Raw genomic sequence first — 14,111 nt, 5'->3', positions numbered from 1 at the left:
GCAAACGGAGTTTGCGCATCTGCCTGGCCATCATCATAGCCGTTTTGCGGCTATTATACCACGGCCGGGGGAGCCCAGGCAACGCCACCGGTGTCTTTTTTGCCAAAAAGACACCCCCCGGCAGGCCGAGGGGCGGGCGTTCACAATTGAAAAAGGGCAGCAATGAGCAGCCGCAGCCCCGAAGGGGCGACCTTCCAGAGGAGGGCAGCTCCTTCCTTTATATAGGGGGTCGCGTCAATTTGGGGGATGGACACCGCCCCGTGCACCATGCGGTAGGTGTTGAGATAGGCCACCCCCATGGCCAGGGCCACCATCAGCGCCGCCAGGGTGAAGACAAAGGCGGCCGCATACTTTCTGGTTGCGCGCACAGCAAATTCTCCTTTTTCTTTTCCGTCCGCCCTGGCGCTCAAGCCAGGGTCTTGAGGTATTCGGCCATCCCTTTGCCGATGAGCTGGCCCGAGTAGACCGCCTCCCCCAGGCTGTTGCCGTGCCCCCCCACCTCGATGAGGATGCAGGCCGGAGCCAGGTCCTGGTTGTAAAAGCGGTAGTCAAAGAGGATGGGGCGCATGAAGCCGTCGTAGCGCTGGGCGAGGCTAGACTGCAAGTTGGCGGCAAAGCGAAGGTTTTTTTCGTATCCGGGGATGGGGGTCTTGTCGCTGTTGCAGCCCACGATGAACATCACCTGGGCGGCCTTCTTCCCGTCGATGACGGCGGTGGGTTTGGCCCGGGTGCCGTCGGAATACTGAATGGCATCCCGGTGCACGTCCAGCACCACCTGGATGCTGGGGTACTTTTCGAGGTAGCTCTGTATGGTCTCCCGAGAGCGGTCGTAGGCCCCGGTGTACTGGGGATAGTCGTGCTGGGTTTTGTCCTGCACCGTCTTGATGCCGACGGCGTTGAGCTGGCGGGCGATCTCCTCCCCCACCCGGGTGACGTTCTGGGCGTTGTCGGTGTTGCGGGAGCTGGCCTCTGGGTCGTAGTAGCCCAGGTCGTAGGGCTCGTAGCTCTCGGTGGCGTGGGTGTGGACGATCAGCACCTGGGGCTGGTCGCTGCCCAGCTCGATCTTGGCCCCCGGCCCGGTGCCCAGCAGTTCGGCGATCTGTCCGTCCGAGAGGCTGGTCTTGTTTTTGATGTAGGCCGATTGGTAGTTGACGCCGCTTTGCACCGCCAGGTCCACCGCCTCGGTGGGCATGGCCCCTTCGGGTTTTTGGGTTCCCTCTGGCGGGGTGTCCGCGGGGGCGGTGGTCTGGGGCAGCAGGGCGGAAAAATCGGTCCAGCTCTCCCCCTTTTCCAGCACCGCGCCCCCCTCGCCGCTCTCCTCCGAGGGGACGCCCCCCTCCAGCGACTGGACGATGGCCCGGTTTTGGGCGGTCAGCTCCTGCCAGAGGGTGAGGATTTTGCCCAAATTGGCATAGCAGACGGCCAGCACCACCGTGCAGGCCGCCAACCCCATCTTCCACCGTTTCGGCCCCCGCCTTTTGGGAGGAGTTCTTGTCCTACTGCGCGCCATGCTGCACCTCCTACACGTCTGTTGGTACAGTATATGGCGCCCCCTTCACCAGTATGACCGGCCAAGCCTCCACCCATTCGCCCCTAGTCGGTGAGCAGGGCGATGTCCTCGGCCGAGAGGTGGGGCTGCAGGGCCCGATTGACCGCCAGGGCCAGCACCTTGGAGGTGCGGGCGATGATCTGGTCGATCTCCTTGCTGGTGACCATCATCCGGGAGCGCTCCTCCTCGATGTTCTCCTGGGTGTACTCCCGCACCAGGGTACCTACGTCCACCACCGTCGGCACCCCCATGGCGATGACCGGGATGCCCAGGGTGTTTTGGGAGAGCTCGCTGCGGGCGTTGCCCACCCCCGAGCCGGGCACGATCCCCGCGTCTGAGAGCTGCACGGTCCGTCCCAGTCGCTGGGTGGCCTTGGCCGCCAGGGCGTCGATCACCACCAGGGCTGCCGGGGCGGTGTCCCGCACCAGGGCGCGGGCGATCTCCTGCACCTCCACCCCCGTCTGCCCCAACACCCCCGGCGCCAGGGCGGACACCGGCCGGAAGGAGATGCCCATGGCCTTTTCCAAGGCCGGGCCGATGTGCCGCGTCGCCATCACCCCCTCCACTGTGCGGGGGCCCACCGCGTCGGGGGTGATGGACGGGTTTCCCAGACCCAAAACCAGCACGCCTCCCTTTTCGGGCAGAAGGCGCTTCAGCCGATCCCCCAGCAGCTCTGCCAGGGCGGCGTTCTGCCCGGCGTCGTGGAGGAGATTTGAAAAACTGGCGGTGAGGTACTGCCCCACCGGCTTGCCGATGCGCTCGGCCGCCGCCCGGGTGCGGATGCGGGTGGTGGAGAGGGTGATCCCCCCCTCGACGGTCTCCTCCTGCTGCCAGTCGTCGGGGCCGAGACCGGCGGCCATGTCCAGCCACTCGATGGCCAGATCGGTGCGAATATCCATCTGCTGATCACTCCTTTTGGACGGGGACTTGCCCCAGACGGCGCGAAATCGAGATTTTTTCAAAAAAATCCTTGCAATCCCGCGACAAAAATGCTAAGATAACTTGTACGATTCCATGCGAAGGAGGTGCGATTATGCCTAACATCAAGTCAGCTAAGAAGAGAGTCAAAGTCAACGAGGCCAAAAACCTGCGCAACAAGATGATCAAGTCCGCTCTGCGTTCCAGCATCAAGTCTGCCGAGATTGCCTTGGAGAAGAACAGCGAGAACAAAGCGGAGGTCGTTGGCAACGCCATCAAGAAGATTGATATGGCCGTGACCAAGGGCATTCTTCACAAGAACTGCGCTGCCAGGAAAAAATCCAGCCTCGCTCGCAAACTGAACGCCAGCGCCTAATAAGTCTCTTTTTAGTGTGTGACGCAAAAGCAGTCCTCTCGGGGGGTCTGCTTTTTTTATTGCCTCTTTCACAACTCTTCTGCTCCCGCTTCTCCAAAGAGCGCCGGTTCCCCTCTCCCCCCTTTGCAAGGGCGGGGAGAGGGGGGCCGGCGCTCTCGGTGCAAAATCAGGCCTTGTCCTTGGGTTTGAAGATGAGGGCCACCAGCAGGCCGAAGAACATGGCGGCGGTGATCCCCGCTGCGCCGGCTGTCAGGGGGCCGGTGAGGGCTCCCAACAGGCCCTGGCTGTCCACAGCCTCTTTGGTGCCCTTGGCCAGCAGGTTGCCAAAACCCGACAGGGGGACGGTGGCCCCGGCCCCGGCAAAATCGGCCAGGGGCTGGTAGAGACCCAGGGCCCCCAGCGCCACGCCGACCACCACAAACCCCACCAGGATGCGGGCGGGGGTCAATTTGGTCTTGTCCACCAGGATCTGGCCGATGACGCAGAGCAGGCCGCCGACCACAAAGGATTTCAGGTATTCCATCTTATTTCCCCCCTTTCCGAGCAGCGGGTTTGCCGGTGGGCTGATCCCTGTCCGCCGAGATGTGCACCAGGTGGGCGATGCCGGGAACACTCTCCCCCTGGGCGGAACTGGTGGTGGAGAGGAGGGCGCCGGTGGCGATGAAGAGGATGTTGTCCAGCTCTCCCCGGGCAAACTTGCCCAGGATGAGGGAGCAGAGGACCGCCGCCGAACAGCCGCAGCCCGAGCCGCCGGCCTTGACGTCCTGGCTCTGCCGGTCGTAGAGCAGCAGCCCGCAGTCGTTGTGCACCGGGGCGATGTCGATCTGGTCCAGCGCCAGCAGATCGTAGAGGATGGAGCTGCCCACCTGTCCCAGGTCGCCGGTCAAAATCAGCTGGTAGTCGGTGGGGGCGGTGCCGGTGTCCTCCAGATAGGCCTTGATGGTGTCGGCCGCCGCAGGGGCCATGGCGGCGCCCATGTTGTTGGCGTCGGTGACCCCCAAATCGACGATCTTGCCGATGGTCACGTGCCGGACCCGGGGCCCATTCCCCTGCCCTGGGGCCGCCACCACCACACAGCCGCCGGCGGTGGCGGTCCACTGGGCGGTGGGGGTGCGCTGGCCGCCGTACTCCAGCGGCAGGCGAAACTGCCGCTCGGCGGTGCAAAAATGGGATGAGGCCACCGCTGCACAGCGGTCGGCACAGCCGCTGGCAGCGAAGATGCTGGCCAGGGACAGGCTCTCGGCCATGGTGGAACAGGCCCCGTAGAGGCCGATGAGGGGGATGCCGAATTCCCGCAGACCAAAGCTGGAGGCAATGCACTGGTTGAGCAGGTCCCCAGCAAAGACGTAGTCGATGTCGCTGTTTTGCAGCCCCGCCTTTTCCAGCGCCAGGGCGACCGCCTTTTTCTGAATGGCGCTCTCGGCCTTCTCCCAGGTCTTTTCGCCGAAGCTGGTGTCCCCGGTCACAAAGTCGAACTCCTGCGAGAGGGGGCCCTCCATCTCCCGCTTGCCCGCCACCGACGCCCATTGAATGAGGGTCGGGGCGGATTCCATGGCCAGGGTCCTCTGGCCGATTTTCTTGATCATCTTCTCTCCTCCCAACGCATCAGGCAACCAGGCCCATCAGGTAGTAGATCACCCCGTAGATCACCGCCGCCGAGACCCCGTAGACGATGACCGGCCCCGAGATGACAAAGAGCTTGGCCCCCAGTCCCAGCACCATCCCCTCGCTTTTAAACTCCAGGGCGGGGCTGACCACGGCGTTGGCAAAGCCGGTGATAGGCACCAGGGTGCCGGCACCGGCGCGGTTGGCAATCTTGTCGTAGAGACTCAGGCCGGTGAGCAGGGCGCTCAAAAAGACCAGGCTCACCGAGGTGAGGGTGGCGGCGGTGAGCTTGTCCGCCCCCCAGTAGCCGTAAAGGCCGATGAGCGCCTGGCCCAGGGTGCAGATGGCCCCGCCCACCACAAACGCCCAGACACAGTCCTTGAAGAGACTGCTGCCCGGCGAATACTTTTTGACCATTTTGTCGTATTCCATATTGGACAGTTGCATTTGGCATTCCTCCCTTTGCGATAGTGTTTCTTGCCGCTTGGGGATTTATGCCGCTTGTTTTTGTGGCAAAATATGCTACAATGTAACAATAGCGCGGGCAAGCGCGCCCGCCGGGCCGCCGGAAAGGCGGTTCTCTGGATGTCTTACAAGGGGGAAACAGGTTCCATGAAAAAACACCTTCGCACCCGCCTGGGCCGGTTTGCCGCCATCGCGGCGGTCACACTCTGCGCCCTGGGGCTGCTCACCGGCTGCGGCGACACCTATTTTGACTACGACGGCAGCGGCTACTTCACCAGCGCCGACGGCTATATGCGCGTCGCCTATCAGGAGCACTTTCAGCAGCTCTCCAGCGTGGAGAAAAACACCATCGGCCTCGACTGGATCGACGAGCAGGTCAATCTGCAGATCGTCCGCTACCGCAAGGACGACGAGATGTTCACCGAGCGCAGCGTCAAGACGCTGGACCAGTTTATCGAACTGTACTACGCCAACGGGCTGGAATACCTGCACAAGTACTCCACCTTCGGCGACCTGCAGGAGTTCACCTTTGAAAATTTTGACGCCGCCAAGGGCTACGACATCGACACCGAAAAGGACGGCAAAAAGGTGGCCAGCCGCATCTATTATTTAGAGGATGAGAAAAACTTCTACGTCCTCTACCTCAACGGCGACCCCGAGCACTACAAGGCGCACTTTGAGGTGCTCGACGCCATCTGCCACACCCTGGAAGTGGTTCCCCGCGACGAGGTGAAATAGCAAACCAACACCCATGCCGCCCCTCTCTTCTGTGAGAGGGGCGGTTTTTTGCGCGCTTTTTTGGCGCGGGGCGGGCGCGAAACAACCCGCCGGCAGGCGCATATCTCGCCGCCCGGCTGTCAAGACTACTGGCGGAGGTGAAAAACATGCAAAACCCACGCTACAACCAGCCCCGCCTGAAAAAATGGCTTCGGGGCAAGGGGTTCTACGTCGCTCTGGCGGTCTGTCTGCTGGGGGCCGGACTGGCCTCCTGGGCGCTGATCCAAAACGCCGTTCAGGGCGGCGACCCCCAAAGTCAAATCAACCAGGAGGTGCCTTCATGGGACTCATCCGATACAGAGGTGGTGGAAAAACCGGTGACCTCTCAACCCAAGTCGTCCTCCGCCGCGTCGAATTCGCAAAGTACCTCGTCCTCGCAGGGACAGGGCTCTTCTTCCTCGCCCGCTTCTGCCGCGCAGCAAAGCGAACCCGCGTCGCAGCAGACTGCGTCCAATGGGGTCTTTGTCTCGCCCATCTCTGGCGAGACCGTTAACCCCTTTTCTGACGGCAAGGTGGTCAAAGACCAGACCCTGGGCGACTGGCGCACCCACAACGGCATCGACATCAAGGCCGAGGCCGGGGCACAGGTCAAGGCCTGCCAAAACGGCAAGGTGACCGCGGTGCGGGACGACGACATCTGGGGCACTGTGGTAGAAATTCAGTTTGAGGGCGGCGCCACCGGCATCTACAAGTCCCTGGCCCAGAAGGTCACCGTCAAAGAGGGGCAGACCCTCAAGAGCGGCGACGTCATCGGCACGGTGGCCCAGTCCATCCCCGGGGAGAGCAAGCTGGGCACCCACCTGCACTTTGAGCTCAAAAAAGACGGCGCTTACGTGGACCCCGCAGCTTATTTCTCCAAATAACTCCGGCTGTCCCCCGCTATTTTTTGTGCACAGAAAACAGCGAATCATTCCATCTTTTCAAAAAAGGAGAGGCCCGTCTACCGACGGGCCTCTCCTTTTTTGCCGCAAGGCGGGGGAGGGTCACTCCTCCTCTTTTAATGCCTGATATTTGTGCCGGGTGGCAAGGCCCCCCCGGATATGCCGCTCCTGCTTGTTTTTCTCCAGCACCTTTTTGACCTCCCGGCAGAGAGCGGGGTTGAGCTTTTTCAGCCGGTCGGACACATCCTTGTGCACCGTGGACTTGCTCACCCCAAAGGCCTTGGCCGCATGCCGCACCGTCGTCTTGTTCTCCACAATAAAATTGCCCAGCGAGATGGCCCGCTCTTCCACATTCCCCTTCACGCACTCACCCTCTCACGGCTCCCGTCGGCCGTCGCGTCGATATTGGTACATCTCTATGCCCGGGCGGATACAATCATTCCCGAAGCCGTCGAATTCTCCCATTTGACGAAAAAAAGCCTTTACGGTATAATGTTGGAGAAGAAGATCGTATGCGTTTTCGTTCTAAAAAAAGCACCCTTTAGCCGGCACAAAAAGAGCCTATTTGGCCAAAAACCGAGTGGCTTTTTGTGCCTTTTTTACAGAATTTTTTGGTGAACGAAAAACCATAATTTGTAAATCAGTTTGGTTTTATTTGGTTGGGGGTTTTCCTATGAACAACACTGAAAATCTCGCGCAGGAATCCGGCTTGCAAGGAATCCCGTCCGCGCCTGTGTTTTCGGCTACACAATCCCTGCGGCTCACCCCCGCTGCGCGCGTGTATGCGGCGATCAAGCGCTTGCTGGACGTCCTTCTCTCGGCTGTGGCCCTGGTTCTCCTCAGTCCGCTGCTACTGCTCACCGCGCTGGCGGTCAAGCTCGATTCCAGGGGACCCGCCATCTTCCGCCAGAAACGGGTGGGAAAGGACGGGAAGGTTTTTTGCGTCTATAAATTCCGCTCTATGAGCACCGAAGCGCCCAAAAATGTGGCCACGGCAGAGCTGAAAAACGCCACCGAGTACATCACTGGGGTGGGCAAGGTGCTGCGCCGCACCAGCCTTGACGAGCTGCCCCAGCTGTGGAATGTGCTGCGGGGTGACATGAGTTTGGTCGGCCCCCGCCCTCTGGTGGTGACCGAGGCCTACACCCACCAGCTGCGCCACCGCTTTGGGGTCTACCAGCTGCGCCCGGGGATTACCGGCCTTGCCCAAACCAACGGCCGCGACCTGGTGGACGACGACAAAAAGGTGGCCATGGACTGCGAGTACCTGCGCCACTTCTCCCTCTGGCAGGACCTAAAAATTCTCTTTATGACCGTCTATGTGGTCTTTACCCGCAAAAACTACGCCGAGGGGGACGAGGTGGCCGCCTCCGACACCCCTGCACAGGAGGAATCTGTTTCCCAAAAGCGGGTCTCCTAATTTCTTTACCGCACTTGCGAAAAATGTCGAATCCCTTCTGTTTGCCCGTCCAAATAGTGGCGCAACTCATAAAATTTTGAACAATTTCACAAACCCCCTTGAATCGTTCATGAACACGTAGTATTATGTAGAAACTGAACGATTTAGGGGGATTTTGTTTTGCGTTTACTCAAGCGAGCAGGGATTTTGTGCTGTGCGCTCTCCCTCTGTCTGCTTCCGTTGACAGGGTGTGGGCGTTCAAATACGTCTGTCAAATCGGGTGTTGTCATCTATTCCTCCATGGAGGATTACCGCAGCATCGAACTGGAAAAACAGCTCAAGGAGAAGTTTCCCGACCTGAAGGTCACTGTGCAGCAGATCGCCACCGGCAACAGCGCCGCCAAGATCAAGGCAGAGGGCACCAATACCGAGGCCGACATTGTACTGGGAATGGAGACCGCCTCGATCGAGCAAATCAGCGACTCCCTGGCAGACCTGAGCGCCATCGACATCTCCACCGACCAGTATCTGCCCGGGGTCAACGACGCCGACCCCCGCTACCTCATCTGGGAGAAATTTGAGGGCGCCTTTATTGTCAACACCGAGGTCTTGGCGGAAAAGGGACTTCCCGAACCCCACAGCTATCAAGACCTCTGCAATCCCATCTACAAAAATCAAATCATCATGCCCAACCCCAAAACTTCCAGCACCGGCTATATGTTCCTAAATCAGTGGTATAACGATATGGGCTCTCAAGAAGCCATGTCCTATGTGGACCGGATGCAGCTCAACATCCGCCAGTTCACCCAGTCGGGGTCGGGCCCCATCAAGGTGCTCAACCAGGGAGAGGCCGCCATCGGCCTGGGCATGGTCTTTCAGGCCGCCGAGCAGATCACCAAGGGAGCCCCCCTCAAGATCATCGCCCCCGCGGAGGGAACGCCCTACAACACCACCAGTTTTGGCATCATCAAGGGGCGCGAGACAAACCCTGACGTACAGGCGGTCTTTCGCTTTCTCAACGAGGAGTTCTCCCCCTATGACAAAGCCTATTTCAGCCCCGGCAAAATTCTCAAAGACCAGGAGCTGAAACTGCCCAACTACCCCGCCGATCTCCCCTCCGGCAACATGGCCACCATCGCCGATTCGGCCCTCAAGATGGAGCTGCTGGACGGGTGGTATTACTCGTAAACAAAGAGAAGAAAAAGAGGAATTGCTATGGGAATCAAACTGTCCATTGAACACCTGTCCAAGTCATTCGGCGGCAAGCCGGTGCTGGAAGACATCAGCTTTGCCGTCAACGACGGCGAGTTTCTCTCCATCTTGGGGGCGTCCGGCTGCGGGAAAACCACCCTGCTGCGCATCCTCATCGGCATTGAGGGGTTTGACGGGGGAACCATTTACAAGGATGGAAAGAACATCTCTTCGGCCCACCCCTCCGACCGGGGGATGGGGATCGTCTTTCAAAACTACGCCCTGTTCCCCAACATGACCGTCCTGCAAAATGTCATGTACGCCCTGAAATTTGACCCGGCCAGGCGGGAACACGCCCGCGATATTGCCCTGGACATCATCGAGAAGGTGGGCCTCGGCGAACAGCTGAACAAAAAGCCGCACAAGCTCTCGGGCGGCCAGCAGCAGCGGGTGGCCATCGCCCGCACCCTGGCTCTCAGCCCCGACATCGTCCTCTTCGACGAGCCCATGTCTGCCCTGGACGCCGCCAACCGCCTCACCCTGCGGCGGGAGATCAAAGACATTCAATCCAAGTTCGGGATCACCATGATCTACGTCACCCACGACCAGGAGGAGGCCTTCTCCATGTCCGAGCGCATCATGGTGATGGAGGGCGGCAAGATCCTGCAGCTGGACACCCCGAAAGAGGTCTACCACCACCCCGCCAACGACTTTGTTCACAACTTTGTGACCGTCCACCTGGAGGAGAAGATCCGCTCCATCCAGGAGAGCACCGGGGTGTAGGGATATGGCAAAGAGTCGCGTGTTTTCCAAATCGGTCAAATTCCTGTTGATCGCCTTTTTCGCCGTCACCGTCTTTCTTCCCCTGGCCGCCATGTTCAGCAAGGTCAAGCTCAGCGCCATCGGCGGCATCCTCAAAAACCCACAGTTTGGGAAGACCGTCCTCAACTCCCTGTCGGTCACCCTGGCGGCCACCGTTGCTTCGGTGTTGATCGCCTATCTACTGGCCCTGGCGGTCAACCGCAGCCGCATCCCCTGCAAACGGCTCATCACCGTACTGGCCACCCTGCCCATGCTCATCCCCTCCATCTCCCACGGGCTGGGGCTCACCAACCTCTTTGGCTACAACGGTCTCTTCACCAAGCTGTTGGGGGTGGAGAGCGGTCTCTACGGGTTCACCGGCATCCTTTTGGGCTCTATCCTCTACTCCTTTCCCGTGGCCTTTTTGATGCTCTCAGACGCCATGCAATACGTAGACGCCACCCCCTATGAGGCGGCGGAGGTGCTGGGGGTTCCCCCGGTCAACCGTTTTTTTACCGTCACCATGTACTACATGAAGCGCCCCCTCGTCTCCGCCGTCTTTGCGGTCTTCACCATGGTCTTTACCGACTACGGCGTCCCCCTGGCGGTGGGCGGCCGCTTTATGACCCTGCCGGTCTACCTCTACACCGAGGTCATCGGCCTGCTCAACTTCTCCAAGGGGGCCTTTATCGGCTTTATCCTCCTTCTGCCGGCGGTCATCACCTTTTTGCTGGACCTGCGAAAAAAGGAGAGCGAGGGCCTGGGCTTTGCCACCAAGCGGCTGCACATCAAGAAAAACCGGCTGCGGGATACCCTTTTGGGGGTCTTCTGCGCCCTGGTCATCGGCTTTGTGCTGCTGGTCATCGGCTCGTTTGCCGTCATGACCTTCCTCACCAAGTACCCCTACGACCTGACCTTCACCTGGTCGCACATTCAGACGGTCTTTTCCCGGGGAATGGGGGGCTACTTCCGCAATTCCCTCATCATCTCCCTGCCGGTGGCGGCCATCGGCACCGCGGTGGGCTACATCACCGCCTACACCACCGCCCGCACCAAAAACGCCCTTGTCGCCAAGGTGCTCCACCTGACCGCCATCGCCTCCCTGGCCATTCCCGGCATTGTTTTGGGCCTGGGGTATGTCATCTGCTTTAGCGACAGCTTTTTAAAGGGCACCCTGCTCATCTTGGTGTTTGTCAACATCATCCACTTCTTCTCCTCCCCCTACATGATGGCCCACAACGCCATGAAAAAGCTCAACCCCAACTTTGAGGACGTGGGCAAAACCCTGGGGATCGGCCGGGTGCGACTGCTCTGGGACGTCTTTGTCCCCTGCACCCTGGACACCATTGCCGAGATGTTCGGCTACTTCTTTGTCAACTCGATGATCACCATCTCCGCCGTGGCCTTTCTGTACAGCTCCCAGACCATGCCCCTCTCCCTGATGATCAACCAGATGGAGAGCAGCATGATGTTTGAGGCCGCTGCCTTCACCTCCCTGGTCATTCTCTTGTCGAATGTTGTTGCAAAAGGGATCATCTCTCTGGTAAAATCGTACTGCAAGCGCCAATACGCCAAGTAAAAAATAAAGGAACGCTGTTCATGAACATCAAAAAAAACGAGTTTGAAATCCTCTCCTACATCGAGCGGGAGGGGGGGCAAAAGCTGCCCCAGCGAAAGATCGCAGACGACACCTCCCTCTCCTTGGGGATGGTCAACAAATCCCTGGCCGAGTTGGGGGAGATGGGGCTGGTTCGCCAGACCGACAAAAAGGAGCTGCAGATCACCAAGTTGGGGATGGAGGCGCTGGAGCCCTACCGGGTCAAGCGCGCCGTCATCATCGCCGCCGGGTTCGGTTCGCGGATGGTCCCCATCACCCTCAACACCCCCAAACCCCTGGTTCGCGTCCACGGGAAGATGATCATCGAAACCCTGCTGGACGCCATCGTCGAGGCGGGCATCCCCGAGATCGTGGTGGTGCGGGGCTACCTGTGGGAACAGTTTGACAGCCTGCTGCACAAATACCCCCAGATTCGCTTTGTCTACAACCCCCTCTTCAACGAGTCCAACAACATCTCCTCGGCCTACCTGGCCAAAGACCTGCTGCAAAATGCCTATGTCTGCGAGGCCGACCTGCTGTTGAGCAACCCCCGGCTGATTCGCAAGTACGAGTACTCCTCCAACTATTTGGGGATGTTTAAAGAGTATACCGACGACTGGTGCTTTGAGGTCAAGCGGGGCAAAATACGCCAGCTGATGGTGGGAGGGCGCGACTGCTACCACATGTACGGCATCTCCTACTGGGACCAAAAGGACGGCGCCCAGCTCTGCCACGACCTGGAAGAGACTTTTCAGATGCCCGGCGGCAAGGAGAAATACTGGGACGAGGTCGCCCTGCGGGTCTTCTCCAAAAACTACGCCGTCGATGTCCGCCCCTGCTTTGAGGGGGACATCGTCGAGATCGACACCTTCAACGAACTCAAACAGATCGACCCGGTCTACAACATGTAGCCGCGCAAAAAGAGCCCCAGACAGACACTGTCTGCCGGGGCTCTTTCTCTTTTGCCTCACATGTAATAGAGGTTTTCGGAGGGGAACTCGGGGTCGCTGGTCACGTCCATCCCCAGTTTTTTGTAGACCTGCTCGTCGCTCTGGCTCAGGATGGCGGTGGTGTGGGCCTGGCACCCCCGCAGGAGGGAGAGCTTGTCCAGCGCGGCCTGGGCCACCGGGTTGGTGGCGGCGCAGACGCTTAGGGCCATGAGAATCTCCTCGCAGCTGAGGGTGGTGCGCCGGCTGTGGAGGGTCCCCCTCTTGAGGTTGATGATGGGCTGCAAGATCATGGGGGAGAGGAGGTGAATCTCGTCGGCCAGGTGGGCCAGGTACTTGATGGCGTTGAGGACGGCCGCCGCCGACCCGCTCATCATCTCGCTGGACTTGCCGGTGATGATCTTGCCGTCGGCCAGCTCGATGGCGGCCACCGAACAGCTCTCCCCCTCGGGCAGACCGTCATTTTTCAGGGCCCCGTACTTGCGGGCCCCCACCACCACTGTGCGGTCCTCCGGCTTGAGGTTGGCCGCCTTCATGATGGCGTCCATCCGGTGGAAGGTCTCCTGGTCGAGGGTCCCCTTTTTGTACTCACAGGCGGTCTTGAAGTAGCGGCGGATGATCTCCTGACGGGAGGCCTCCTTCACCACCTCGTCGTTGGTGATGCCAAAGCCCACCCGGTTGACCCCCATATCGGTGGGGGAGCGGTAGAGCTGGCTGCCGGTGATCTTTTCGATGATCCGGCTGATGACCGGGAACATCTCCATGTCCCGGTTGTAGTTGACCGCCAACACGCCATAGGCGTCGTAGTGGAAGGAGTCGATCATGTTCACGTCCTTCAGGTCCACGGTGGCGGCCTCGTAGGCCACGTTGAGGGGGTGTTTTAAGGGGACGTTCCAGACGGGGAAGGTCTCGAACTTGGAATAGCTGGCGGGCTGTCCCCGGCGGTAGTCGTGGTAGAGCTGGGAGAGACAGGTGGCCAACTTGCCGCTGCCCGGCCCGGGGCCGGTGACCACCACAATGGGCTTTTGGGTCTCGATATAGGGGTTGGCGCCGTACCCCTCGTCGCTGACGATGGTGTCCACATCGGTGGGATAGCCCTTGGTGGCCCGGTGGATGTAGGTCTTGATCCCCCGGCGGTTGAGCTTGTTCATGAACTGGGTGGCCGCCGGCTGCTGCTCGTAGCGGGTGATGACCACGCTGTTGATGTCCAGCTGGTAGGAGCGCAGATCGTCGATGAGGCGGAACACCTCCATGTCGTAGGTGATGTTGAAATCCGCCCGCACCTTGTTGCGCTCAATGTCGCCGGCGTAGACACAGATGACCACCTCCACCTGGTCCTTCATCTTCTCCAGCAGCTTCAGCTTGGCGTTGGGGTCATACCCCGGCAGCACCCGCTTGGCGTGCATGTCCTCCATCAACTTGCCGCCAAACTCCAAATAGAGTTTCTCGCAGCTGTTGACCCGCTCCAAAATAAATTCCGACTGTTCCCGCAGGTATTTCTCGTGGTCAAACCCCTGTTTCATGGCCCGTCTCCCCTCCGTCATTTTTGCACTCACGCTGTCTATTCTATCATCGGCCCACACAAAAGTAAAGGCGGTATCGCAC

16 protein-coding genes are annotated in these 14,111 nt (G+C 59.9%); 8 read left to right on the top strand and 8 right to left on the bottom strand.

Translation table 11 applies throughout. The annotated features are described in order from the left end of the window. Positions 1 to 140: 140 nt before the first annotated feature. The 3 genes from HJY11_RS02550 to gpr all read right to left on the bottom strand — a co-directional run bounded on the left by HJY11_RS02550 (position 141) and on the right by gpr (position 2,448). A complete protein-coding gene (locus HJY11_RS02550; RefSeq protein ID WP_208074519.1) occupies positions 141 to 368 on the bottom strand; it encodes a hypothetical protein in 228 nt (75 codons plus the stop codon). Positions 369 to 406: 38 nt separating this feature from the next. Continuing rightward, positions 407 to 1,510, bottom strand: a complete 1,104-nt coding sequence (gene spoIIP / locus HJY11_RS02545; RefSeq protein WP_208074518.1) for a stage II sporulation protein P — start codon at positions 1,508 to 1,510, stop codon at positions 407 to 409. Positions 1,511 to 1,593: 83 nt separating this feature from the next. Then, positions 1,594 to 2,448, bottom strand: a complete 855-nt coding sequence (gene gpr / locus HJY11_RS02540; protein ID WP_208074517.1) for a GPR endopeptidase — start codon at positions 2,446 to 2,448, stop codon at positions 1,594 to 1,596. Between the two features lie 134 nt (positions 2,449 to 2,582). Between gpr and rpsT the strand changes: the two genes are divergently transcribed. Further along, positions 2,583 to 2,843: a 30S ribosomal protein S20 gene (rpsT, locus tag HJY11_RS02535; RefSeq protein WP_021659505.1), complete on the top strand. Its 261-nt coding sequence runs from the start codon at positions 2,583 to 2,585 to the stop codon at positions 2,841 to 2,843. A 166-nt stretch (positions 2,844 to 3,009) separates the two neighbouring features. Here the strand turns inward: rpsT and spoVAE are convergent, their stop codons facing one another. From spoVAE to spoVAC, 3 genes are read right to left on the bottom strand one after another with little or no spacing between them, the layout of a single operon-like run. Continuing rightward, on the bottom strand, positions 3,010 to 3,366 hold the full coding sequence (gene spoVAE, locus HJY11_RS02530; protein WP_208074516.1) for a stage V sporulation protein AE: 357 nt from the start codon (positions 3,364 to 3,366) through the stop codon (positions 3,010 to 3,012). 1 nt (position 3,367) lies between these two features. Continuing rightward, positions 3,368 to 4,429, bottom strand: coding sequence for a stage V sporulation protein AD (gene spoVAD, locus HJY11_RS02525; RefSeq protein ID WP_208074515.1), 1,062 nt, complete (start codon positions 4,427 to 4,429; stop codon positions 3,368 to 3,370). A 19-nt stretch (positions 4,430 to 4,448) separates the two neighbouring features. Continuing rightward, the gene (gene spoVAC, locus HJY11_RS02520) at positions 4,449 to 4,895 is read right to left on the bottom strand and encodes a stage V sporulation protein AC (RefSeq protein ID WP_208074514.1); all 447 of its coding nucleotides are present in this window, start codon (positions 4,893 to 4,895) and stop codon (positions 4,449 to 4,451) included. Positions 4,896 to 5,060: 165 nt separating this feature from the next. Between spoVAC and HJY11_RS02515 the strand changes: the two genes are divergently transcribed. Both HJY11_RS02515 and HJY11_RS02510 read left to right on the top strand, forming a co-directional pair. Then, positions 5,061 to 5,651, top strand: coding sequence for a hypothetical protein (locus tag HJY11_RS02515; RefSeq protein ID WP_208074513.1), 591 nt, complete (start codon positions 5,061 to 5,063; stop codon positions 5,649 to 5,651). Positions 5,652 to 5,797: 146 nt separating this feature from the next. Next, complete coding sequence (locus tag HJY11_RS02510; RefSeq protein WP_208074512.1) at positions 5,798 to 6,553, top strand: M23 family metallopeptidase; 756 nt, start codon at positions 5,798 to 5,800, stop codon at positions 6,551 to 6,553. Between the two features lie 120 nt (positions 6,554 to 6,673). Here the strand turns inward: HJY11_RS02510 and spoIIID are convergent, their stop codons facing one another. Then, positions 6,674 to 6,934 carry a sporulation transcriptional regulator SpoIIID gene (gene spoIIID / locus HJY11_RS02505; RefSeq protein ID WP_208074511.1) on the bottom strand — a complete coding sequence of 87 codons (261 nt, stop codon included), beginning with the start codon at positions 6,932 to 6,934 and terminating at the stop codon, positions 6,674 to 6,676. A 370-nt stretch (positions 6,935 to 7,304) separates the two neighbouring features. On the opposite strand from spoIIID, the gene HJY11_RS02500 reads away from it, so the two are divergent. The 5 genes from HJY11_RS02500 to HJY11_RS02480 all read left to right on the top strand — a co-directional run bounded on the left by HJY11_RS02500 (position 7,305) and on the right by HJY11_RS02480 (position 12,470). Beyond that, a complete protein-coding gene (locus HJY11_RS02500) occupies positions 7,305 to 7,991 on the top strand; it encodes a sugar transferase (RefSeq protein WP_368041529.1) in 687 nt (228 codons plus the stop codon). A gap of 159 nt (positions 7,992 to 8,150) precedes the next feature. Further along, positions 8,151 to 9,158, top strand: a complete 1,008-nt coding sequence (locus HJY11_RS02495) for an extracellular solute-binding protein (protein WP_208074510.1) — start codon at positions 8,151 to 8,153, stop codon at positions 9,156 to 9,158. Positions 9,159 to 9,185: 27 nt separating this feature from the next. Next, complete coding sequence (locus HJY11_RS02490) at positions 9,186 to 9,944, top strand: ABC transporter ATP-binding protein (RefSeq protein ID WP_208074509.1); 759 nt, start codon at positions 9,186 to 9,188, stop codon at positions 9,942 to 9,944. A gap of 4 nt (positions 9,945 to 9,948) precedes the next feature. After that, positions 9,949 to 11,541 (top strand): ABC transporter permease subunit, encoded by a 1,593-nt coding sequence (locus tag HJY11_RS02485; RefSeq protein WP_208074508.1) that lies wholly within the window; start codon positions 9,949 to 9,951, stop codon positions 11,539 to 11,541. 20 nt (positions 11,542 to 11,561) lie between these two features. Next, positions 11,562 to 12,470, top strand: coding sequence for an NTP transferase domain-containing protein (locus HJY11_RS02480; RefSeq protein WP_208074507.1), 909 nt, complete (start codon positions 11,562 to 11,564; stop codon positions 12,468 to 12,470). 56 nt (positions 12,471 to 12,526) lie between these two features. Here HJY11_RS02480 and HJY11_RS02475 read toward each other — a convergent pair whose 3' ends face one another. Beyond that, positions 12,527 to 14,029, bottom strand: a complete 1,503-nt coding sequence (locus HJY11_RS02475) for a DUF1846 domain-containing protein (protein WP_208074506.1) — start codon at positions 14,027 to 14,029, stop codon at positions 12,527 to 12,529. Positions 14,030 to 14,111: the final 82 nt, after the last annotated feature.

This window comes from Bittarella massiliensis (ex Durand et al. 2017) (assembly GCF_017566145.1).
Lineage (GTDB): Bacteria > Bacillota > Clostridia > Oscillospirales > Ruminococcaceae > Bittarella > Bittarella massiliensis_A.
The sequence above is the reverse complement of the archived record's forward strand: the minus strand, read 5'-3'. Positions and strand labels throughout refer to the sequence as shown.

What these genes read in the sequence shown, in the direction of transcription:
- spoIIP (WP_208074518.1), bottom strand. Translation starts at nt 1,510, where the DNA reads ATGGCGCGCAGTAGGACAAGAACTCCTCCCAAAAGGCGGGGGCCGAAA.
- gpr (WP_208074517.1), bottom strand. Translation starts at nt 2,448, where the DNA reads ATGGATATTCGCACCGATCTGGCCATCGAGTGGCTGGACATGGCCGCC.
- rpsT (WP_021659505.1), top strand. Translation starts at nt 2,583, where the DNA reads ATGCCTAACATCAAGTCAGCTAAGAAGAGAGTCAAAGTCAACGAGGCC.
- spoVAE (WP_208074516.1), bottom strand. Translation starts at nt 3,366, where the DNA reads ATGGAATACCTGAAATCCTTTGTGGTCGGCGGCCTGCTCTGCGTCATC.
- spoVAD (WP_208074515.1), bottom strand. Translation starts at nt 4,429, where the DNA reads ATGATCAAGAAAATCGGCCAGAGGACCCTGGCCATGGAATCCGCCCCG.
- spoVAC (WP_208074514.1), bottom strand. Translation starts at nt 4,895, where the DNA reads ATGCAACTGTCCAATATGGAATACGACAAAATGGTCAAAAAGTATTCG.
- HJY11_RS02515 (WP_208074513.1), top strand. Translation starts at nt 5,061, where the DNA reads ATGAAAAAACACCTTCGCACCCGCCTGGGCCGGTTTGCCGCCATCGCG.
- HJY11_RS02510 (WP_208074512.1), top strand. Translation starts at nt 5,798, where the DNA reads ATGCAAAACCCACGCTACAACCAGCCCCGCCTGAAAAAATGGCTTCGG.
- HJY11_RS02490 (WP_208074509.1), top strand. Translation starts at nt 9,186, where the DNA reads ATGGGAATCAAACTGTCCATTGAACACCTGTCCAAGTCATTCGGCGGC.
- HJY11_RS02485 (WP_208074508.1), top strand. Translation starts at nt 9,949, where the DNA reads ATGGCAAAGAGTCGCGTGTTTTCCAAATCGGTCAAATTCCTGTTGATC.
- HJY11_RS02480 (WP_208074507.1), top strand. Translation starts at nt 11,562, where the DNA reads ATGAACATCAAAAAAAACGAGTTTGAAATCCTCTCCTACATCGAGCGG.
- HJY11_RS02475 (WP_208074506.1), bottom strand. Translation starts at nt 14,029, where the DNA reads ATGAAACAGGGGTTTGACCACGAGAAATACCTGCGGGAACAGTCGGAA.